This is a genomic window from Pseudomonas sp. R2-7-07, assembly GCF_003852355.1.
Taxonomy (GTDB): domain Bacteria; phylum Pseudomonadota; class Gammaproteobacteria; order Pseudomonadales; family Pseudomonadaceae; genus Aquipseudomonas.
On the sequence record NZ_CP027759.1, the window covers coordinates 4,049,263 to 4,070,573 of the forward strand.

At 62.4% G+C, this 21,311-nt stretch carries 19 protein-coding genes and 1 riboswitch; of the genes, 8 read left to right on the plus strand and 11 right to left on the minus strand.

Annotation, left to right across the window (positions count from 1 at the left end):
• Positions 1-16 precede the first annotated feature (16 nt).
• The 6 genes from C4J86_RS18530 to cobO are packed head-to-tail and all read right to left on the minus strand — an operon-like array spanning position 17 to position 5,989.
• A complete protein-coding gene (locus tag C4J86_RS18530; protein WP_124371441.1) occupies positions 17-1,468 on the minus strand; it encodes a cobyric acid synthase in 1,452 nt (483 codons plus the stop codon).
• The gene (gene cobD, locus C4J86_RS18535) at positions 1,465-2,454 is read right to left on the minus strand and encodes a threonine-phosphate decarboxylase CobD (RefSeq protein ID WP_124371442.1); all 990 of its coding nucleotides are present in this window, start codon (positions 2,452-2,454) and stop codon (positions 1,465-1,467) included. Before cobD ends, C4J86_RS18530 begins: the two co-directional genes overlap by 4 nt.
• A complete protein-coding gene (gene cbiB / locus C4J86_RS18540) occupies positions 2,447-3,355 on the minus strand; it encodes an adenosylcobinamide-phosphate synthase CbiB (RefSeq protein ID WP_124371443.1) in 909 nt (302 codons plus the stop codon). Before cbiB ends, cobD begins: the two co-directional genes overlap by 8 nt.
• The gene (bluB, locus tag C4J86_RS18545) at positions 3,352-4,002 is read right to left on the minus strand and encodes a 5,6-dimethylbenzimidazole synthase (RefSeq protein ID WP_124371444.1); all 651 of its coding nucleotides are present in this window, start codon (positions 4,000-4,002) and stop codon (positions 3,352-3,354) included. The genes cbiB and bluB overlap by 4 nt, the downstream gene beginning before the upstream one ends.
• Positions 3,999-5,381, minus strand: coding sequence for a cobyrinate a,c-diamide synthase (locus C4J86_RS18550; protein WP_124371445.1), 1,383 nt, complete (start codon positions 5,379-5,381; stop codon positions 3,999-4,001). Before C4J86_RS18550 ends, bluB begins: the two co-directional genes overlap by 4 nt.
• Positions 5,378-5,989, minus strand: a complete 612-nt coding sequence (cobO, locus tag C4J86_RS18555) for a cob(I)yrinic acid a,c-diamide adenosyltransferase (protein ID WP_124371446.1) — start codon at positions 5,987-5,989, stop codon at positions 5,378-5,380. The genes C4J86_RS18550 and cobO overlap by 4 nt, the downstream gene beginning before the upstream one ends.
• 77 nt (positions 5,990-6,066) lie before the next feature.
• A riboswitch (cobalamin riboswitch) is annotated at positions 6,067-6,325 on the minus strand.
• 99 nt (positions 6,326-6,424) lie between these two features.
• Here cobO and C4J86_RS18560 point away from each other — a divergent pair.
• Positions 6,425-7,738, plus strand: coding sequence for a sorbosone dehydrogenase family protein (locus C4J86_RS18560; protein ID WP_124371447.1), 1,314 nt, complete (start codon positions 6,425-6,427; stop codon positions 7,736-7,738).
• Positions 7,739-7,871: 133 nt separating this feature from the next.
• Here the strand turns inward: C4J86_RS18560 and C4J86_RS18565 are convergent, their stop codons facing one another.
• The 5 genes from C4J86_RS18565 to C4J86_RS18585 all read right to left on the minus strand — a co-directional run bounded on the left by C4J86_RS18565 (position 7,872) and on the right by C4J86_RS18585 (position 12,475).
• Entirely contained in the window at positions 7,872-8,411 is a 540-nt protein-coding gene (locus C4J86_RS18565; protein ID WP_124363826.1) for a C40 family peptidase, read from the minus strand.
• Positions 8,412-8,555: 144 nt separating this feature from the next.
• Entirely contained in the window at positions 8,556-9,185 is a 630-nt protein-coding gene (locus C4J86_RS18570; RefSeq protein ID WP_124363827.1) for a C40 family peptidase, read from the minus strand.
• Between the two features lie 213 nt (positions 9,186-9,398).
• Entirely contained in the window at positions 9,399-10,103 is a 705-nt protein-coding gene (hda, locus tag C4J86_RS18575) for a DnaA regulatory inactivator Hda (RefSeq protein ID WP_124363828.1), read from the minus strand.
• A gap of 205 nt (positions 10,104-10,308) precedes the next feature.
• Positions 10,309-11,382 (minus strand): AI-2E family transporter, encoded by a 1,074-nt coding sequence (locus C4J86_RS18580; protein WP_124367880.1) that lies wholly within the window; start codon positions 11,380-11,382, stop codon positions 10,309-10,311.
• A gap of 52 nt (positions 11,383-11,434) precedes the next feature.
• Complete coding sequence (locus C4J86_RS18585) at positions 11,435-12,475, minus strand: DUF2066 domain-containing protein (protein WP_124371448.1); 1,041 nt, start codon at positions 12,473-12,475, stop codon at positions 11,435-11,437.
• A 340-nt stretch (positions 12,476-12,815) separates the two neighbouring features.
• Between C4J86_RS18585 and purM the strand changes: the two genes are divergently transcribed.
• The 7 genes from purM (at position 12,816) to C4J86_RS18620 (ending at position 21,286) form a co-directional block, all read left to right on the plus strand.
• A complete protein-coding gene (gene purM / locus C4J86_RS18590; protein ID WP_124363831.1) occupies positions 12,816-13,874 on the plus strand; it encodes a phosphoribosylformylglycinamidine cyclo-ligase in 1,059 nt (352 codons plus the stop codon).
• Positions 13,874-14,524: a phosphoribosylglycinamide formyltransferase gene (purN, locus tag C4J86_RS18595; RefSeq protein WP_124371449.1), complete on the plus strand. Its 651-nt coding sequence runs from the start codon at positions 13,874-13,876 to the stop codon at positions 14,522-14,524. The genes purM and purN overlap by 1 nt, the downstream gene beginning before the upstream one ends.
• Before the next feature lie 8 nt (positions 14,525-14,532).
• Positions 14,533-15,246, plus strand: a complete 714-nt coding sequence (locus C4J86_RS18600) for a DUF3108 domain-containing protein (RefSeq protein WP_124363833.1) — start codon at positions 14,533-14,535, stop codon at positions 15,244-15,246.
• Between the two features lie 379 nt (positions 15,247-15,625).
• Complete coding sequence (locus C4J86_RS18605) at positions 15,626-15,814, plus strand: hypothetical protein (protein WP_124367883.1); 189 nt, start codon at positions 15,626-15,628, stop codon at positions 15,812-15,814.
• A 219-nt stretch (positions 15,815-16,033) separates the two neighbouring features.
• Positions 16,034-17,959, plus strand: coding sequence for an IucA/IucC family siderophore biosynthesis protein (locus C4J86_RS18610; protein ID WP_124371450.1), 1,926 nt, complete (start codon positions 16,034-16,036; stop codon positions 17,957-17,959).
• A complete protein-coding gene (locus C4J86_RS18615) occupies positions 17,949-19,175 on the plus strand; it encodes an MFS transporter (RefSeq protein ID WP_124371451.1) in 1,227 nt (408 codons plus the stop codon). Before C4J86_RS18610 ends, C4J86_RS18615 begins: the two co-directional genes overlap by 11 nt.
• The gene (locus tag C4J86_RS18620; protein WP_124371452.1) at positions 19,172-21,286 is read left to right on the plus strand and encodes a TonB-dependent receptor; all 2,115 of its coding nucleotides are present in this window, start codon (positions 19,172-19,174) and stop codon (positions 21,284-21,286) included. The genes C4J86_RS18615 and C4J86_RS18620 overlap by 4 nt, the downstream gene beginning before the upstream one ends.
• Positions 21,287-21,311 lie beyond the last annotated feature (25 nt).

The window sequence follows — 21,311 nt, forward strand, 5'->3', positions numbered from 1 at the left end:
TTCCAGTCAGCCGACGTCAGATTCCGCACAATCGACGCAACAATTCAGTGTCCAGATGGTTTTCCACCAAATCCGCCAAGCGCTCGATATCCCGCTCACGCAGGGCGTGATAGTCGACGTCCTGCACGTCCTGCAACCCCGCCCAGCGCAGCAGTGCGCTGCACGCCGCCGGTGTCTCGAACAGGCCGTGCAGATAAGTGCCGAGGATCTGCCCGTCGGCACTCTGCGCGCCATCACTGCGCCCGTCGTCGAGCCGCACGGCGGCATTCGCCAGCGCCGGGCCGGACGTCACCCCCGCATGGATCTCATACCCGCTTACCTGCGCATCCTCCAGCAACAAACGCCCGCGCACATTGCGCAACTGCTTCTCTTGCTCAAGCGTCGTGCTGAACGCCAGCAGCCCCAGGCCATCGCTGGAGCCGACGGGCCCTTCCAGGCCGAGCGGGTCATGCACCTGCTCGCCGAGCATCTGCAGGCCACCACAAATCCCCAGCACCTTGCCGCCATAGCGCAAATGCCGCGCCACGGCGGTATCCCAGCCATGGGCACGCAAGTACGCCAAATCACTGCGCACACTTTTCGACCCCGGCAGGATGATCAGGTCGGCAGCCGGGATCGGCTGACCCGGCCCGACGAATTGCAGGTTCACCTGGGGATGCAGGCGCAGCGGATCGAAATCCGTGTGGTTGCTGATGCGCGGCAGCACGGGCACCACCACGTTGAGCACCTGGGCGGCCTTGTCGGGCTGGCGCTGGTCGATGCCATCTTCGGCCTCGAGGTGCAGGTCCATCACGTAGGGCAATACGCCCACCACCGGCTTACCGGTACGCGCCTCCAACCAATCCAGCCCCGGTTGCAGCAGCGCGATATCTCCGCGAAACCGGTTGATGATAAAACCCCGGACCCGCGCCTGTTCGCTGGGGGACAACAATTCCAGCGTGCCGACCAGATGGGCGAACACCCCACCGCGATTGATATCGGCGATCAACAGCACCGGGCAATCCACGGCTTCGGCGAAGCCCATATTGGCGATGTCATTGGCGCGCAGGTTGATCTCGGCCGGCGAGCCCGCGCCTTCGACCATCACCACCGGATAGGCCTGGCTCAACCGTGTGTGAGAGGCCAGCACCGCCTGCATCGCGACGGCTTTGTAGTCGTGGTAGGCAACCGCGTTCATGCTGGTCACGGCGCGGCCATGGATAATCACTTGGGAACCGGTGTCGCTGTTGGGCTTGAGCAGCACCGGGTTCATGTCGGTGTGGGGCGCCAGGTTGGCGGCCTGCGCCTGGACCGCCTGGGCGCGGCCGATCTCGCCGCCTTCAGCAGTCACCGCACTGTTGAGCGCCATGTTCTGTGGCTTGAACGGCGCCACTGCAACCCCCTGGCGCACCAGCCAGCGACACAGTGCGGTCACCAGCGTGCTTTTGCCGGCGTCGGAGGTGGTGCCCTGCACCATCAACGTAGTCATGTCGCTTCCTTGTAGGCGGCCAGTGCCGTCTCGAGACGCTGCCAATCGGCCTCGGTGTCGGGCAGGCCGAAACGCACGCTGCTGTCGTGAACGAACAGGCGCAGCAGAATGCCGCGCTGGGCCATGAATTCGTGCAAGCGTTCGGCGTGCGGGGTGATCAACCACTGGAACAAGGCGCAGCCACCCTGGGGTTGAAAACCCTGACGCTCAAGCAGCTCGGACAGGCGCTGGCCGGCCTCGATGCAACGCGTGCGCTGGCGGGCGTGCCCGGCGCTGTCGCGCAGGCATGCCTGGCCGAGTACCCGTGTCGGCCCGCTGACCGCCCAGGGCCCGACCTGTTCGGCGAGCAATTTGAGCAACCGGCGCTCGGCCAGCACAAAGCCCAGGCGCACGCCGGCCAGGCCGAAGAACTTGCCGAATGAGCGCAACACGATCAAGCCGACCTGCTGGGTGTGGCTGGCCAGGCTCAAGTGCGGCGTCACGTCCATGAAGGCTTCGTCCACCACCAGCCAGCCGCCGCGCTGGGCCAGCCGCGTATGCCAGTCGAGCAGGCGCTCCGGGGCCAGGCTCAAGCCGGTGGGGTTATTCGGGTTGACCACCACCAGCACGTCGAGGCCGTCGAGAAAGAAATCGACTTCCTGCTCCTGCACTTCGCGCACCACATAACCGGCACGACGCCAGGCTTCGGCGTGTTCGGCGTAGCACGGCGACAGTACGCCGACCTTGCCGGAACGGCGCAGGCGCGGCAGCAATTGGATCGCGGCCTGGGAGCCCGGCACCGGCAGCACGTGAGCCGCGCCGTAGTAGTCGCTGGCGGCTTTTTCCAGGCCGTCATCGGCTTCCGGTAGCCGTGCCCAGGCGCGCAAGGGAATCTCGGGGATCGGCCACGGCCAGGGCGCCAGGCCACTGGACAAATCGAGCCAATCCGCCTCCGCGATGCCGTATTCAATTGCCGCCTTACGCAGCCGACCACCGTGTTCAAGCATAAAATTGCGCCCCCGCGCACAGGACCAGCAGCCACAACCATACGCCGCGCTGCACCAGCTGCCAGCCTCGGTCGATGGCGTCAGCGTCGGCCGGCGGGCCTTCGCCCAATGGCGGGCGCTGGTGCACCTCGCCGTGATAAATCGCCGCGCCACCCAGTTCGACGCCCAGCGCACCGGCGCCAGCGGCCATCACCGGACCGGCGTTGGGGCTGTCCCAGGTCGGCCCCTGGGTGCGCCAGCATTTGAGCGCCAGGCGAGTCTTGCCCAGCAACGCGTAGGTCAAGGCTACCAGGCGTGCAGGAATATAGTTGAGCCCATCGTCGATCTTCGCCGCCGCCCAGCCAAAACGTTCGAAGCGTTCGTTGCGATAGCCCCACATGGCATCGAGGGTGTTGCTCAGGCGATAGAGCACCACGCCCGGCACGCCGGCGACTACGAACCAGAACAGCGCGGCGAACACGGCGTCGCTGCCGTTTTCCAGCACCGACTCGGTGGCCGCGCGAGCGACTTCGGTGCGATCCAACTCGCTGGTCTGGCGGCTGACCAGATAACTCACGCGTTGGCGCGCTGCTTCCAAGTCATTACTGCGCAGGGCCTGGGCGACCGGAATCACGTGCTCCCCCAGGCTGCGCATGCCCAGGGCGCAGTACAACGCCAGGATTTCCAGCACCCAACCGATGTACGGCGCCCAGGACAATGCGGTGGCCAGCAGGGTCAGCGGCACCACCGCGATAAACCACGCGGTCACCCCATGGCTGCGCCAGCCACGACCGCCTGAATTGAAACGCTGTTCGATGCGCCCGGCAAAATTGCCGAACGCCACCAGCGGATGCCAGCGCCTGGGCTCACCCAGCAGCGCATCCAGCGCCACTGCGGCCACACACAGCAAGGCCACACTCATTGACTCGCTCCCCACAGGTTTTCGTACAGCATGTCACCCAATGGCCGCGGCTCGGCCCAGCCTTCAAGCTGCAACATCGGTGCCGGATAGAACTCGGCAACCGGCCCCAGGCACAGCACCGCCAGGGGTTTTGCGCCCGCCGGCAAACCCAGCAGGTCGGCCAGGGCCTGGGGTTCGAACAGCGACACCCAGCCCATGCCCAACCCCTCGACGCGGGCCGCCAGCCACAGGTTCTGGATGGCGCAGGACAACGACGCCATGTCCATTTCCGGCAAGGTGCGACGGCCGAAGATGTGCCGCTCGCGATCGTCCATCAGCGCTGCCACCAGCACTTCGGCGCAGTCGTGGATGCCTTCGACCTTGAGCTTCATGAAGTCATCGGAGCGCTCGCCCAACGCCTCGGCGGTGCGCAGGCGCTCTTCTTCGACCAGTTGCTGAATGCGCCCTCTTAATTGACGGTCGCTGATACGGATAAAGCGCCACGGTTGCATCAGGCCGACGCTGGGTGCCTGGTGAGCAGCCTGGAGCAGGCGCTGCAATAACTCAGGCGCGACGCTGCCACCGCTGAAGTGACGCATGTCGCGACGTTCGGCGATGGCGCGGTAGACGGCTTGGCGGTCGGCCTCGGGGAAGGCGTTGTCGCTCATGGCGTCATCGGGGGCAAGCCCCCTCCCACCTGTGGAATGCACTCCCCTGTGGGAGGGGGCTTGCTCCCGATAGCGGTGTCAGGGCCTGGCACAAAAAGTGCGGCCACCGCCTCCGGGTTCGACGGAAAGTAAAAGTGTACATAGGACGCTGTCATCCGCCCCTGCCGATACACCGCCTCAGCCCCACGCCCACCATTGGGGCTCAGGCCACGGGCGATCGGCTCCAATTCGGTGCTGGTCAGGGAATGATGATAGGTGTGCCCGCGCAAGGTGCCTTCGGGCAGTTCGACGCTTTGCAGCGCCAGCGCCGCCAATTTCTTTTGCATCACTGCGTCGCCCTGCAACAGGCCGAGCAGTTCGGCGCGGTTGCCGTCGACATCGGTGAGCGAGTCCAGCAGATACAGCATGCCGCCGCATTCGGCGAGCAAGGGCTTGCCGGCTGCATGATGAGCGCGGATGGCGGCGAGCATCGGCGTGTTTTGCGACAGGGCCCGGTGATGCAGCTCCGGGTAACCGCCGGGTAGATAGAGGCTGTCGGCTTCAGGCAATGCGCCGTCATGGATCGGCGAAAAGAAACGCAACTCGGCGCCCATCGCGCGCAACAAGTCGAGGCTGGCACCGTAGGTAAACGCGAAGGCTTCGTCACGGGCCACCGCAATGCGTACCCCGGCGAGCAACGGCTCGGCGGTGATCACCTGCGGCGCGGCAAATGTCACCGGTGGCGGCACGGCGACTTCGCAACTGCTGCCCAACGCCTGGGCGGCGGCGTCCAGACGCAGGTCGAGGTCATTGAGTTCGCTGGCTTGCACCAGGCCCAGGTGACGGCTGGGCAATTCGATACCGGTTTCACGCGACAGCGCGCCGTACCAGCGCAACCCTTCGGTGAGGCTGCCTTCCAGCAACTGCGCATGGCGCAGCGTGCCGACGCGGTTGGCGAGCACGCCGGCGAATGGCAGGTCGGGCTGGTAGCGCGCCAGGCCCAACGCGAGGGCGCCAAAGGTCTGCGCCATGGCCGTGCCGTCGATCACTGCCAGCACCGGCACGCCGAAATGCCGCGCCAGGTCGGCGCTGGACGGGGTACCGTCGAACAGGCCCATCACGCCTTCGATCAGGATCAGGTCGGCCTCCCCGGCCGCTTCCCACAACAAACGACGACTTTCCTGCTCGCCCACCATCCACATATCCAATTGATACACCGGCGCGCCGCTCGCGCGCTCGTGAATCATCGGGTCAAGGAAGTCCGGCCCGCATTTGAATACGCGTACCTTGCGCCCCAGGTTGCGGTGCAAACGCGCCAACGCGGCGGTGACGGTGGTTTTGCCCTGGCCGGACGCCGGTGCGGCGATCAAGACGGCCGGGCAATGACGGGGCTGATTCAAAGTTCGACGCCTTTCTGTGCCTTGATACCGGCCTGGAACGCGTGCTTGAGCATGCCCATTTCGGTGACGGTATCGCCCATTTCGATCAGCTCAGGCTTGGCGCCACGGCCGGTGACCACCACGTGCTGCATCGGCGGGCGCGCCTGCAGGTCGCTGAGCACCTGGTCGAGGTCAAGGTAGCCGTGCTTGAGGGCGATGTTCAGTTCGTCGAGCACGACCAGGCCGATGGAAGGGTCATTGAGCATCGCCCGGGACACCGCCCAGGCCGCTTCGGCGGCGGCGATATCGCGCTGACGATCCTGGGTTTCCCAGGTGAAGCCTTCGCCCATCACGTGAAAGCGGACCTGCTCGGGGAAGCGGCGGAAAAACAACTCTTCGCCGGTACTGTTGCGCCCCTTGATGAACTGCACCACGCCGCACTGCATGCCATGCCCCATGGCGCGGGCCAACATGCCGAAGGCCGAACTGCTTTTGCCCTTGCCGTTGCCGGTCAGCACCAGCAGCAAACCGCATTCATTGGGCGAGTTGGCGATGCGTTCATCGATCACGGCTTTTTTGCGCAGCATGCGCGCCAGGTGGCGTTCGTCGCGGTCGGGGGTATCGGTCATGGCAGCTCTCCGTTGGGGCTGGACAAAAACGGCGGGCAGGAAAAAAGACAACAGACAGCCAAGCATCGCCCACCGTGATGCTGTTGGATGTTTCAGGCCGGTCTCCGGGCTCATGAGTGGCGCCCTGCCTTTTGTAAAAGACAGGACATGCCAACGGCGCGCCTTCCCATATCGCCTGCGATACAGTGGCCAATAGCGCCGTCTTGACTCATTTACCGTTGCGGGGGCAGCGCCGGAATTGCGGCGGCACTGTGTACAAGTGCGCTCACTCACCGGCTTCCCTGTTTCACTCTGTCGACGCATGCGCCACAGAGCACCTGGAACAAGCCGCGAAGGTTAGTGGGTTGGGGGTGGAGCGTCAATTAAAGCTGGCCCTGTACTTGAACCATCAAGGTGATGTGCTTCTCTACCCTTACAGGTATTCAGGAGAACACCATGCACAAAACCAGACTCGCCCTACTGATCATGCTCGCCGGCACCCTCGCCGCCTGCGGAGAAAGCTCTACCCTGCAGGTAGCCGACGGCACCGGGCCCTCGCCCAGGTTGCCGGAACCGAACAAGACGCTGATCCCCACCGTGAACATCGCGCCGGCTGTCGGTTGGCCAGGCGGCGCCAAGCCAACGGCCGCTGCTGGCACCCAGGTGGCTGCATTCGCCGAGGGCCTGGAGCATCCGCGCTGGCTCTACGTGCTGCCCAACGGCGACATCCTGGTGGCCGAGACCAATGCACCGCCCAAGCCCGATGACGCCAAAGGCGTGCGCGGCTGGGTCATGGAGAAAGTCATGGGCCGCGCGGGCGCAGGCGTGCCGAGCCCGAACCGCATCACCCTGCTGCGCGACGCCGATCACGACGGCGTCGCCGAAACCCGCACGGTGTTCCTGGAAAACCTCAACTCGCCCTTCGGCATGGCTCTGGTCGGCAATGACCTGTACGTGGCGGACTCGGATAAGTTGCTGCGTTTCCCCTATCAACCTGGGGAGACCGCGATCAAGGCGGCCGGCACCAAAGTCGTCGATTTGCCGGGTGGCAGCCTCAACCATCACTGGACCAAAAACGTGATCGCCAGCCAGGACGGCAGCAAGCTGTATGTCAGCGTCGGCTCCAACAGCAACGTCGGCGAGAATGGCCTGGAAGCCGAAGAAGGCCGGGCGGCGATCTGGGAAGTGGACCGCGCCACGGGCCAGCATCGTATTTTCGCCTCCGGCCTGCGCAACCCCAACGGCATGGCGTGGGAGCCGCAGAGCGGCAAATTGTGGACGGCGGTGAACGAGCGCGATGAAATCGGCAGCGACCTGGTGCCGGATTACATCACCTCGGTCAAGGACGGCGCGTTCTATGGCTGGCCGTTCAGCTATTACGGGCAGCATGTGGATGTGCGCGTCACCCCGCAGAACCCGCAGCTGGTCGCCAAAGCCATTGCGCCAGACTATGCGGTCGGCCCGCATACCGCTTCGCTGGGGCTGACATTCGCCCAGGGCAACACACTCCCGGCGCAGTTCAGCAACGGTGCGTTCATCGGCCAGCATGGTTCCTGGAACCGCAAGCCGCACAGTGGCTATAAGGTGATCTTCGTGCCGTTCGAGGGCGGGCAGCCGAAAGGCAAGCCGGTGGACGTGCTGACCGGGTTCCTCGATAAAGATGAGAACGCCATGGGCCGGCCGGTGGGCGTGGTGATCGATCAGCAAGGGGATTTGCTGGTGGCCGATGATGTGGGGAATAGGGTGTGGCGGGTGTCTACGGTCAAGTAGACCCTCTCAAGCACACCACAAAACAATGTGGGAGGGGGCTTGCCCCCGATAGCGGAGTATCAGTCACAGTATCTGCGCCTGACCCACTGCTATCGGGAGCAAGCCCCCTCCCACATTTGGTTCGGTGTTCGACTCAGGGATTGCGCGCCAAGTTTGCTGGCAACACGCGCTTGGCACTCAGGTAAGCATTCTGCCAATACGCCTTCGACAACGTATCCAGCTTCACCGTACCGCCAGTCTGCGGAGCGTGCACAAAACGGCCCTCACCCACGTAGATGCCGGCGTGGCTCACCCGCGAACCACCACCGGTGGCAAAAAACAGCAGGTCACCGGTTTGCAGGTTCTGCTCGCTGACGTCCTGGGCACGCATCACGATCAACTCGCGGGTAGTGCGCGGCAAGGTGATACCGGCCGCATCGCGGTAGACAAAGCCAATCAGGCCGCTGCAATCAAAGCCCGAGTCCGGCGTGTTGCCGCCCCAGCGATACGGCGTGCCCACCAGGCCCAGCGCGCGGAAGAGCACGTCTTCGGCGGCCGGCGAGAAATTCTGGGTGGAATAGTTGAACACCGGCTTAGGCTTGACGGCTACGGGAGCAGGCGGCGGTGGACGGCTTGCGCAGGCGCTGAGGAGCGCGGCGCAAACGAGAAGAAAGAGGCGGGCCGAGGTCGACATGGGCAGAACAATCCTGGTCTGGATGCGGCTTTCGCTGCCGAACGCTGAAAACCAGAACGCGCAAGCAAAGCTCGCGCGAACGGATTACAGCAATGTCCAGGGATTCTAGCGCTTACACGTCAAACTTCAAGTATCACTTTAACTTTACTTACTGGCGGTAACCGTAGACGGGGCCATGGCGAGTGCACGCTTGGCTTCGATGAAGGTTTTGCTCCAGTAGCTGTCACCCAGGTTATCGACCCGCACCCCACCGCTACGACGGCTGCTGGAGTGGATAAACTGGTTATCGCCCAAGTAGATACCGGCGTGGCTGACACGACCGCGACCGGCTGTACTAAAGAAAAGCAGATCACCGGGCTTGAGGTTGTTGCGTGCGACCAACGGTGCTTTCACGTTGATCATTTCGCGGGTGGAGCGCGGCAGGTTCATGCCGGCTTCCTCACGAAACAGGTAGCCGATAAAACCGCTGCAATCGAAACCGGCTTCAGAGGTGCCGCCAAAACGGTAGCGGGTACCGATCAGGGACATGCCGCGTTCGAGAATGCTGTCGGCCAGAACGGGAAGCTGGTAAGGCTTGCTGCCGGAGAAGTCGGCCAGCTCTTTTTCAGTTGCCAGCTCTTCTTCATAAACAGAAGCAGACTGTGCAGCAACGAATTTAGCCTGATTTTGAACCTGTGGTTTGGGCTGTTCTGCCACCTGCTGAGGGTGGGAAGCGCAACCAAACAACAGGGTAACGAGTGCGAGAGGCACGAGGGGTGCGAAGCGATTTAGCATGGGCACGACCGTGGCTGATGTGTAAAGAAGCCGAGACTATGCCTTCTATCACATCGATTTGCAAATTCAATCGAACTCTTTGTGACTTCCTGTTTGGACCACGCCATCTAAGCCGTTAATCCCACATACAGGCCCTGTGCGTGGCCAAACCGGCCAAAACGCAGGTTTTCTGGCGCCTGGAATTTGCCGAAAGCCTGGAAACACAAGGCTCGGCTACCAGCCTAGGGTTTCCTTGAGGAAGGGAATGGTGAGCTTGCGCTGGGCCTGCAACGAGGCCTGATCGAGCTGTTCGAGCAACTCGAACAGCGCGCTCATGCTGCGCGTGCCACGGGTGAGGATGAAGTGCCCGACCTCGTCGGTCAGGTGCAGCCCGCGCCGCGAGGCGCGCAGTTGCAGGGCACGGAGTTTGTCTTCGTCGGACAAGGGGCGCATCTGGAAGATCAACGCCAGCGTCAGCCGCGACTTGAGGTCGGCCAGCTTCACCGGCAGTTCACGCGGCGACGTGGACGCGGCGATCAACAGGCGGCGGCCACTGTCGCGCAGGCGGTTGAACAGATGAAACAGCGCCTCTTCCCAGTCCGCCTTGCCCGCAATCGCCTGCAAATCGTCCAGACACACCAGTTCGTATTGTTCGAGGTTGTCGAAGATCCCCACACCGTGGTCCATCAGCTCAGCCAACGGCAGGTAAACCGCCGGCTCGCCCATCTGCTCGAAACGCAGGCACGCGGCCTGCAGCAAGTGGGTACGCCCGACGCCATGCTTGCCCCACAGATAGATCAGGCTTTCAGTCCACCCGGCGTCGGCTTCGCAGAGGCGCTCGACATAGCCGAGTGCAGCGGCATTGGCGCCTGGGTAGTAGTTGATAAAGGTAGCGTCGTCACGCAGACGCACACCTAGGGGCAGCTGAATCGGTTTCATGCTGACTGAACGGCTCCCATCGAACCGTGAGTGGCCTCTGTGTAAAGTTTGCAAAGTTTATACGCGTGGCGCCGGGCGCACAATGCAGCAGACCACAAGCAAAATCAAAGGTTTGCGTTAACCTGTTGGTTTTGCGCGAATTGTTTGACGCACCCGCCACATTAAACAACAAACCCGGCCATGAGCCGGGTTCGTGATAGCGCGATTACAGATCGGGATCTTCAACGCCCGTGTACACATCCGAATCCTTGTACACATCGTGAACATGCCGCACCAGCACCATGATCACCGCCGCCACCGGCAGCGCCAGCAGGATGCCGGTAAAGCCGAACAGCTCACCGCCCGCCAGGATCGCAAAGATCACCGCCACGGGATGCAGGCCGATACGGTCCCCCACCAGCAGCGGCGTCAATACCATGCCTTCCAGCGCCTGGCCGACCATGAACACCGCGACGATGCCCAGCATCGGGTACAGGTCGCCGCCAAACTGGAACAGCCCCGCCACCAGCGCCGCGCCGATGCCGATCACGAAGCCCATGTAGGGCACGATTGCGGCCAGCCCGGCGATCAGGCCGATCAACAGGCCCAGCTCAAGGCCGATCGCCATCAAGCCGGCGGCGTAGATGATGCCCAGCGCCAGCATCACCAGCAGTTGCCCGCGCACGAACGCCCCCAGTACCTCATGACACTCGCCCGCCAGGGACACGATGCGCTCCTCGCGGTCGCGCGGCAGCAGGCTGCGGATCTTGGCCATCATGATGTCCCAGTCCCGCAGCAAGTAGAACGCCACCACCGGGATCAGCACCAGGTTGGTCAGCCAGCCGATCAGCGCAAGGCTGGAAGCGGTGGCCTGGCTGAGCACCATACTGACGATATCGGTGGTCTTGTCCATGTGTTCACTGATCGCGGCCTTGACCTTGTCGAACTTCCAGAACCCGTCCGACAGCCCAAGCTTGGCCTGGGCCCATGGCATCGCCGTGTGCTGCAACCAGTCGAGCATCTGCGGCGCCAGTTCGTAAAGTCGATACAGCTGCTTGGCCAGCATCGGCACCAGCACCAGCACCAGAACGGTGATGATCAGGGTAAACAAGGCAAACACCGCGATCACACCCCAGGTTCGCGACAGGCCGGCCTTCTCCAGGCGATCCACCACCGGATCGAACAGATAGGCGAGCAGCAACGCCACCAGAAATGGCGTCAGGATCGAATGCAGCAAGAACACAAAAACGCACAGCAGGACAATCCCGCCAAGCCACACCCAACGACGCGTATCCGCCATGAACCACTTCCTCTGTTATTTGCTTGCCGCTTCTATATAGAAGCCAGGCCACTTACCAACGAAAACGTAACTGCGCCTGGGGCTCAGGCGCGGCAGCCGGTTGTGCGCCATCGGCCGGCGGTTGCGGGGCGGAGGCTTCACCCGCCGGCACTTCCTGCAACTTGGCCAGGCTCAACTGGGTGCGCAACTGATCGGCGCTGCCATTGACGCGATACACAATACGATTGCCGTCCACCCGCTGCGGCTGGCCACCAAAGGGCTCGAGCAAACGACCCAGGACGGCGTAGCGCTCCAGGTTCATGCCCTGCACCTCCAGCAACTGTTCGGCGCTGACCCCCGGCTTGACCGCAAAACGCGGCGCGAGCTTCTGGCTGACCGCAAGCAACACGGCGTCGGCGACCGCGCCAGTGTCAGCGCCCTGGACGCTGCCCTGCTCGGTCTTGTCGCCCAGCCACAGGCGCCATTTGGCCTGCCACTGGTTGCCTTCCTGGCGCGCATGCACCGCCAATAACGCATCGGCGCCATAGCGCTCGGAGGCGGCGCGCAGCGGCGTGGCGTCGGCACTTTCCAGGTTCGGCGCGGTGGCGACCACCTGTTCGTCCAGGTCACCCAGCGGCAGGCGCAACGGCAAGCCTCGGTGCTGGGCCGCCCGGCGCAGCGCTTGAGCCACCGCCTGGCCGTCGCCGACCAGGCTGCTGCCTTCGGTAGAGTCGTTCAGCCACCAGCCGAGGATCGAGGGGCGATTGCTGCCCCAGATCGCCAAGCCGGCGTCACGCAGGGCGCGATCGGTGCTGACCGGGTCGAAATCCACTTGCAGGCTTTCCGGCGGGCCGGCGTCGTAGCCGTATTGGCTGATGATTTGTTGCGGGTCTTTGCGGACCGCCGCCAGGCCCGGACCCTCGGCGGCCTTGGCATCGCCGGTCAGGCGGATGACCAGGGTCTGCACGGCGCGTTGGGTGGCCTGGTCGCGCTCCTGGGGCGATTGGCTGCTGACCGGTTCGAGGACTTGATAGAGGCCATTGAGGGTTTCGGCATGACTCGCCAGGCTGACCAACGACAAACAGCCTACAAAAAAGAATTTACACAGACGCATGGAAGATTCCCGAACGACAAATTTAGCGGCTGGAACAGACCGCGTGATCTCGGTTTGGCAAGGCTGTGACACAGCGACCGGTAAAACATTCACGGGTCTCGGTAAGTTTTCATACTGTCATAACGATAGCGGATTCAAGGCTATACCTTAATACGGTGCATTACCGGGCCGATTCGGTTTTTTTTAGACTCATATGCCCTGCCCGTCGGCCCGAGGATGGCCGCTGCCCCTCAAGCCTGATAAAATCGCGCGCCTTCGCAGACCGTCAACGGCTGGGCCTTCGCCAAAAGTGCCTGCCCGCTCGGTCGTTACCCAGAAATCCCCCTTAAAGGCCTGGATCATGAGCAAGCAACCCTCCCTGAGCTACAAGGACGCCGGTGTAGACATCGACGCCGGTGAAGCATTGGTCGAACGCATCAAGAGCGTCGCCAAGCGCACTGCGCGCCCTGAAGTCATGGGTGGCCTGGGCGGTTTTGGCGCCCTCTGCGAAATCCCGGCCGGCTACAAGCAGCCTGTACTGGTTTCCGGCACCGACGGCGTAGGCACCAAGCTGCGCCTGGCACTGAACCTGAACAAGCACGACAGCATCGGCATCGACCTGGTTGCCATGTGCGTCAACGACCTGGTGGTGTGCGGCGCCGAGCCGTTGTTCTTCCTCGACTACTACGCCACCGGCAAACTCAATGTCGAGACCGCGACCCAAGTGGTCACCGGTATCGGCGCCGGCTGCGAACTGTCGGGTTGCTCCCTGGTCGGCGGCGAAACCGCTGAAATGCCAGGCATGTACGAAGGCGAAGACTACGACCTGGCCGGTTTCTGCGTCGGCGTGGTGGAAAAATCCGAAATCATCGACGGCTCCAAAGTCGCTGCCGGCGACGCCTTGCTCGCCTTGCCATCGTCCGGCCCGCACTCCAACGGCTACTCGCTGATCCGCAAGATCATCGAAGTGTCCGGCGCCGATATCGAGAACATCCAGCTCGACGGCAAGCCACTGACCGACCTGCTGATGGCTCCGACGCGCATCTACGTCAAGCCGCTGCTCAAGCTGATCAAGGACACCGGCGCCGTCAAGGCCATGGCCCACATCACCGGCGGCGGCCTGCTGGACAACATCCCGCGCGTGCTGCCAAAAGGCGCCCAGGCGATTGTCGACGTGGCCAGCTGGCAGCGCCCTGCGGTCTTCGACTGGCTGCAAGAGAAAGGCAACGTCAACGAAACCGAGATGCACCGCGTGCTGAACTGCGGCGTGGGCATGGTCATCTGCGTGGCGCAGGAGCACGTTGAAACCGCGCTGAACGTACTGCGTGAAGCCGGCGAGCAGCCTTGGGTCATCGGCCAGATCGCCAGCGCTGCCGAAGGCGCGGCCCAGGTTGAACTGAAGAACCTTAAGGCGCATTGATGCCTGTCACCTGTGATGTCGTGGTGCTGCTTTCCGGCACCGGCAGTAATTTGCAGGCCCTGATCGACAGCACGCACACCGGCGACAGCCCGGTGCGCATCGCTGCGGTGATTTCCAACCGCAGCGATGCCTACGGCCTGCAACGCGCCAGGGACGCGGGTATCGAGACCCGCTCGCTGGATCACAAGGCATTCGACGGTCGCGAGGCCTTCGACCGCGCCTTGATCGAACTGATCGACGCCTTCAACCCCAAGCTCGTCGTACTTGCCGGCTTCATGCGCATCCTCAGCGCTGATTTCGTGCGGCATTACGAAGGGCGCCTGCTCAATATCCACCCTTCCCTGCTGCCCAAGTACAAAGGCCTGCATACCCATCAGCGCGCCCTCGATGCCGGCGACCGCGAGCATGGCTGCAGCGTGCACTTTGTCACCGAGGAACTCGATGGCGGGCCTCTGGTCGTACAGGCAGTGGTTCCGGTAGAGTCGGATGACTCGGCGCAGACGCTTGCGCAACGGGTTCATACCCAGGAACACAGGATTTACCCGTTGGCTGTTCGCTGGTTTGCCGAGGGTCGGTTGATTCTTGGTGAACAGGGTGCATTATTGGATGGTCAGTTACTCGCGGCCAGCGGCCACTTGATTCGAACCTAGGAGATTTTATGCGTCGCGCCCTGCTCTTCGCTTTTGCGCTGTTCGCTCTGCCTGCCGTGCAAGCGGCGGACCTACACCCCTTCTCCGTCAGCTACACCGCCGACTGGAAACAACTGCCCATGAGTGGTTCGGCTGAACGCAGCCTGACCAAGAACGGCGACGGCACCTGGACCTTGAACTTCAAGGCCTCGATGATGATTGCCAGCCTGACCGAAACCAGCGTGATCCTGTTCGACAAGGACACCCTGCAACCCAAGAGCTACAGCTTCGAGCGCGGCGGTTTGGGCAAGGCGAAGAAGATCAACCTGGATTTCGACCAGGCGACCAAGAAGATCACCGGCTTTGAAAACAAGGACCCGGTTAACGTCACCCTCGAAAGCGGCATGCTCGACAAGTCCACCTATCAACTCGCCCTTCAGCGCGATGTGGCTGCCGGCAAGAAAAGCATGAGCTACCGAGTGGCCGAAGGTACGGATGTGGATACCTATGACTTCCGCGTCATGGGCCCGGAAAAGGTCCAGACCAAGGTAGGCTCCATCGACGCGATCAAGGTTGAACGCGTGCGTGATCCATCCCAGAGCAAGCGCATCACGCAGATGTGGTTTGCCAAGGACCAGGGCGGCATTCTGGTTGCCTTGCGCCAGGTTGAGACAGATGGCAAGGAATACAACATCATGCTGCAGGATGGCACCGTTGACGGTAAGGCTGTCAAAGGGAGCTGATTGCCCTGATGAGTTAAAAAGAGCCTCGCTGAATGCGGGGCTTTTTTTTGCCTGCAGGTTCTGCTTTGAAGCCTCCACCGCTATCGGGAGCAAGCCCCCTCCCACACTTGGAATGCATTTCAAAATGTGGGAGGGGGCTTGCTCCCGATGGCATTGGCGGGGGCAACACAACCTCCAAAGCCCTGCCACAACATGAAACTTTTGTCATAAAACCCCCACCACTGCGACCCAATGCCACGGTTTACGCGGCCTGCAGGAATGTTGCGTTTCCCGCAATAAATTGTTGCGCGCAAAACCAGTTTACTTAGCAAGCTAACAAACCATATAACAAAGGCCTGCGACGACTTGCCGCAGATCAACCAGAGATTGGAGCAAGCAGATGACTGTAAAAGTAACTGAACGCGACGATGAACATATGTCCCATGAAGCGATAGGCCACGGGATTCACATCTGGGACGTACATCAACAAGATTTGCTGGTCGGCATGTTCCACAACGAGAGCGATGCCCACAATTATAAAAACGAACTTGAATCGCTTGAAATGAGACGCCAGGCAGAAGGCTCCTGAAACCCTGACATCGCGTAGACGGCCCGGCCCACGCAGCCAGGTCGCCTACACACAGAAACCCCGCCTTTTTGAGCGGGGTTTTTCGTTTTATAAAGTGCCCGTTTTCCTCTGCATCCTTACGACGGTATAAAAACGTAACAACAAATAGACAATTGGTAATGATTCTCGATAGTATCGCTCCGCTTTTCACTCGGCCCCACGAAAACGGAGTTTGACCTCATGCATGGACACCTCACCACACCGGAACAATCGCTGCTTGGCCGTTGGGGTGAAGCGCTGGCCACGCGTCAATTCCAGGCCAGGCACATCACCCTTCAGACACTGGTCGCCACCTTGGCGCCCGCCTGCGAACGAAGTTTTCAACGCCTGATCCAGGCCCTATTTCGTGAAGGCCTGCTCGATCCCAACACCCTCAGTTATGACGAACACGACCACTGCTGGCTGGTGCTGCCCGACCAGAGCCGCCTGCGCTTTGAGCACCTGCGCCCCGGCCGCATGGCCAGCTGGGATTTGCGAGGCAAGGTCAGCGTCCTGCGGGTTGGGCAGCCTGAACAGACCATCCAGTTCCCGTCGCAGTTGCTGACCTTACTGAATACCCGCCTCGAATCGCCTGCCGCCCCAGAGGTCCTGGACCGCCTCAACACAGAGATCGACGACAGCTTCATCAACGATACCCTGTGCCTGGCCTTCCACGAGCAATGGACGCTCGAGCTGCACGCCTCGATGGACCCCGTGCATCAGCACAACCTGCTCAGCTACCTCAAGCACGACCCAGAGGCTGGCAACCCGACGTCAGTGCTTGAGCAATGGGGCACGCTCGGCCATCCCTGGCACCCCAACTACAAGACCAAGCTGGGTTTGGCGACAGACCAGGTGATCGAATTCTCGCCTGAGTTCGAAGCGCGTTTCCCGGTATTGCTGTGTGCGCTGCACCGCCAGTACGCCCATGTCGAAAGCCTGGCCGGCACGGCGGATTACTGGCAGTGGTGGCAAGGGCACTTCCCCCAAGCTGCCCGCCAATTGACGGCGCACCTGACCGCACAGGGCCTTGAGGCCCGCGATTATCTGCCGCTGCCTGCCCACCCTTGGCAAGCTCGCCAGGAGCTACCGCAGCTGTTCGCCAATGAAATCGGCGACCAGCTGTTGGTGCTCACCGATATCGTTGCATTCACGGCCCACCCGACCATGTCGTTCCGCACCGTTTTGCCTGAGGGCCGCAGCGATGCGCCCATGGTCAAGCTTCCGGTTTCGCTGCGCCTGACCAGCGTGCAGCGCACGGTGTCGCCACGCTCGGCGCGTATGGGGCCGCGGATCAGCCATCTACTGCAGACCATCCTGGCCCGTGAGCCCGGGCTGCAGAACATCCTCAGCATCGTCCCCGAAAGCCTGGGCGTGCATTTCAAGCCACAGCCGGTGAATGACGAGCACTCCCGCCACCTGGCGGTGCTTTATCGCGACAACCCGCAGAGCCTGCTCCAAACCGGGGAAATGGCCGTCCCGGTGGGCAGCCTGTTTGCCACCGACCAGCATGGGCAGCCGTTGCTGAGGCAGTGGGTCCGCCTGAGCCAAGGCGCTGACGATGCGCAGGCCCTCTGTGCATTTTTCAAAGACTACGCATCCATTGCCGTGCCGGCCCTGCTGGGCATGTACCTGCGCTATGGCGTAGCCTTCGAGGCCCATCAGCAGAATTCCTTTATGGTCATGGGCGCGGACGGGCAAGTCAGCCGCCTGTTGTTGCGCGATTTCGGCGATATCCGGATCGACCGCAAAACCTTGCACGCCCAAGGTCTGGATATCGAATTGCATGATCCGCAAATGACCTTGTACGACGATGCCGGTTTCGTGCGCGACAAGTTGCTGCACACAGTGTTCATGTGCCACTTGGGCGAGCTGGTATTGCTCGGCGCGCGCCACTTCGAGGTTCCCCAGGCGCTGTTGTGGGATGAACTGTCAGCGCAGGTCAGCCAGTGCTTCGATGATGTGCGCAGCGAGGTCGACCCTCAGCGCTGGCTGACCGAACGTGCCGCGCTGCTGGAACAGGACTGGCCGGCCAAGTCGTTCATGCGCATGCGACTGATGGAAAGCCATGCCGATATCGTCGGGCGCCTGCCCAACCCGCTGAGTAGCGCCGCCAATGTCGGCTAACAGCACGGCGCTGCGCTTGCTGGTGGTGATTCAGCTGGTGTCGATGGGCGCCATGGAAATGAGTGGCCCTTTCTGGCCATTGCAAATCCAGAAATTGCTTGGCGCCGCCAACGCCCAGTACACCGGCCTGCTGTCTGCGCTGGTGTATGCCGGGCCGATGATGGCGGCGATGGTGCTCACGCCCATGTGGGGGCGCCTGGGTGATCGTACCGGGCACAAGCCGATGATCATCCGCGCGCTGCTGGCGCTGGCGGTGTGCCAGGCGCTGGCCGCCATCACCTATGATCCCTGGCTGCTGGTGGCGATCCGGGTAGCGCAGGGTGCGCTGGCCGGCTTTATTGCGGCCGCGCAGGCCTATGCGCTGGCCTACTGCGGCGATGGCGGTCGCGGGCATATCCTGGCGCGGCTGCAATCCGCCACCGCCGTGGGCTCCCTGGCCGGGCCGGTGTTGGGCGGCTGGCTGATGGACATATCCGGTTTCGCATTGCTGTGCTACAGCGCCACCGCAGTCTGCCTGTTGTGCGCAATAATCAGCGCCTTCTTACCCAACGACTCACCACGATCGAGACCCGCGCGCACCTCGACGCCCGCCGCACTCCCCAAAGGCTGGCTCGGCGCGATGCTGGGGATCATCGTCTTGATCCAAGCAGCCAAGATGATGCCGCAACCGTTCTACGCCTTATATGTTGCCGATGTTCTGCATGCGCCCGCGTGGCTGATCGGCGCCAGCTATGCCGCCAGCGCATTGACCCTGGCACTGTCCGCGCCGTTGTGGGGCCGCCTGTTTGATCGACACCAACCTGCACACACGCTGCGCATCATTGAGTGGGTCACCTGGGCCTGCGCCTTCACACTGGCCTTCACGGCATTGGCGAATGAATGGTTTGGCTTCCTCGCCAGCCGGCTGCTGTGGGGCGTGTGGCAAGGCGCGCTGTTGCCGGTGGCCTACACGCTGATCGCCAACACCGTTGCACCCAGCCAGCAGGGGTTCGCCCTGGGCCTGGGCAACAGCGCCGCCAAGGCCGGCGCGTTGTGCGGCGCGCTGCTGGGTGGCATCGGCATGGCCATGGTGGGCCTGGCGCACAGCTTCTGGCTGGTCGCGCTGACGTATGCCCTGGCTGCACTGGGCATCCGCGCCATTCGTTCGCTCACCCGCACACCTGAGACGTCCGGTTTTTCTGTCACTACTTCTAATAACTCAAAGGCAAGGTCATGAACACATCACAATGGGCCGTTCTGCTGCCCCTGCTCGGGTCGATCAGTGCGCCCGTCTGGGCCGATCAAACTGAAGAAACGCCGGCGACCAGCCTGCAACTACAGGCCACGGTGGTCTCGGCCACGCGCAGTGAGACCAGCATTGCGGCGATCCCGGGCTCGGTGCAGGTCATCAATGAAGAACAGATCCGCCAGCAGACCTCGGCAGGACGCCGGGTTGCCGATATTCTCGGGCAACTGGTCCCCGGCATCGCGCCCTCCAGCGGCGGCATGAGCAACTTCGGCCAGACGCTTCGCGGGCGCAATACGCTGATCCTGATCGACGGGGTTTCCCAGAACGCCACGCGTGACAACTTCCGCCAGCTCAACAGCGTGGCACCGGAAAGCATCGAGCGCATCGAAGTGATTTCCGGCGCCAGCAGCGTCTACGGCGCCGGCGCATCGGGCGGCATCATCAACATCATCACCAAGCGCAACAAAGGTGAAGACCTGGCCTTCAGCAGCAAGATCGGCATGACCGCCGGTGACAACCTCAGCCACAAAGGCTTTTCCTACCAGGCATTCCAGAGCGCGACAGGCCGCCAGGGCCCGCTGGACTGGTATGTGTCGGGCAACGCCGTGCAACGCAACGACCAGTTCGACGGCAACGGCAAGCGCATTCCCCAGGACACGTCCCAGGGCAGCAACATGGACACCGACACCTACGACCTGCAAGGTCGCTTCGGCTACGAGCTGGATGACGACAAAAAGCTCAGCCTGTCGCTGCAAGACTACAAAGACGAACAAGACACCCGCTACACCAAGAACCCACGCATCACCAGCGAGGCCGTCGCGGTGAAAGGCCTGGACCTGGACGACCAGCCGTCCACCCACAACCAGGCGGTCAACCTCAATTACGCCGACAAGGACTTCTACGGCCAGGGCTTGCAGGTCGAAAGTTACTGGCGCCGCGCCGATGCGCTGTTCTTCCCGGACTTGTCCCGGGGCCGAGCCGGGGTGTCGGACAACAACAGCGTGCAAGATGTGTATGGCCTGCGCGCCGCCATTGACACGCAAATGCCGGACATCGGCCCGGCGACCGGCAACCTGGTCTGGGGGGCCGACTATGATCATGAAACCTCGCGCCAACGCGGCGACCAGTACCGCGTCAACGGCCTGACCTACACCAAGACCGGTACCACCTTCGAGCTGGGCCCGGACATCCAGACCACCACCAAGGCGATCTTCGGCCAACTGTCCTATGACATCGGCGACTGGACCCTGCGCGGTGGCGTGCGCCGTGAATGGATCGAGAGCAAGGTCGACGACAGCATCGCCTATGGCGAAATCGTTCAGACCGGCAACCGCGCGACACTGCCGGGCGGCACCCTCAAGTATGACGACACCCTCTACAACCTCGGCGCGGTGTACCACCTGAGTGAAAACCAGGATGTGTTCGCCAACTTCAGCCAGGGCTTTTCCCTGCCGGATATCCAGCGCTTCCTGCGTGACGTCAACAGCACGTACAACATTCAGGACCTCAATGCCCAGGCGTTGAAGGTCAACAGCTATGAACTGGGCTGGCGTGGCAACTGGGACAAGTGGCTGGCCAATGTCACCGCGTATGAAAACACCTCGGATGTGACGCAGTTCTATGATGCCAATGATCGCGTGCTGCGTCTGATCAACCAGAAAGAACGCGTGCGCGGTATCGAAACCAGCCTGACGTATAACGTCACCGACCAATGGTCGGTCGGCGGCACGTACGCCTATTCCAAAGGCGAGACCCAGCAGAACGGCAAGTGGATCGACCTGCCCGCCACCCGTATCTCCCCGGCCAAGACCACCGCGTTCGTCGGCTACGACCGTGGCGACTACAGCCTGCGCCTGCAGGGCATGCGCCTGGCCAACTATGACGCCGCGTTCAAGGACAACAACGGGCGCGATATCCAGGGCTACACGCTGGTAGACCTGCTGGGCTCGGTAAGGCTGCCGGTGGGTCGCCTCGAAGGTGCGGTGTACAACCTCACCAACCGCAACTACCAGAACATGTTCGCCCAGGCCAACGCCCGTGCGCCGTACCCGAATGCCGAAGGCCGTACCTTCAGCCTGAGCTACGCGGTGGATTGGTAACAGGCTGGCGCGGCACGGTAAAAAC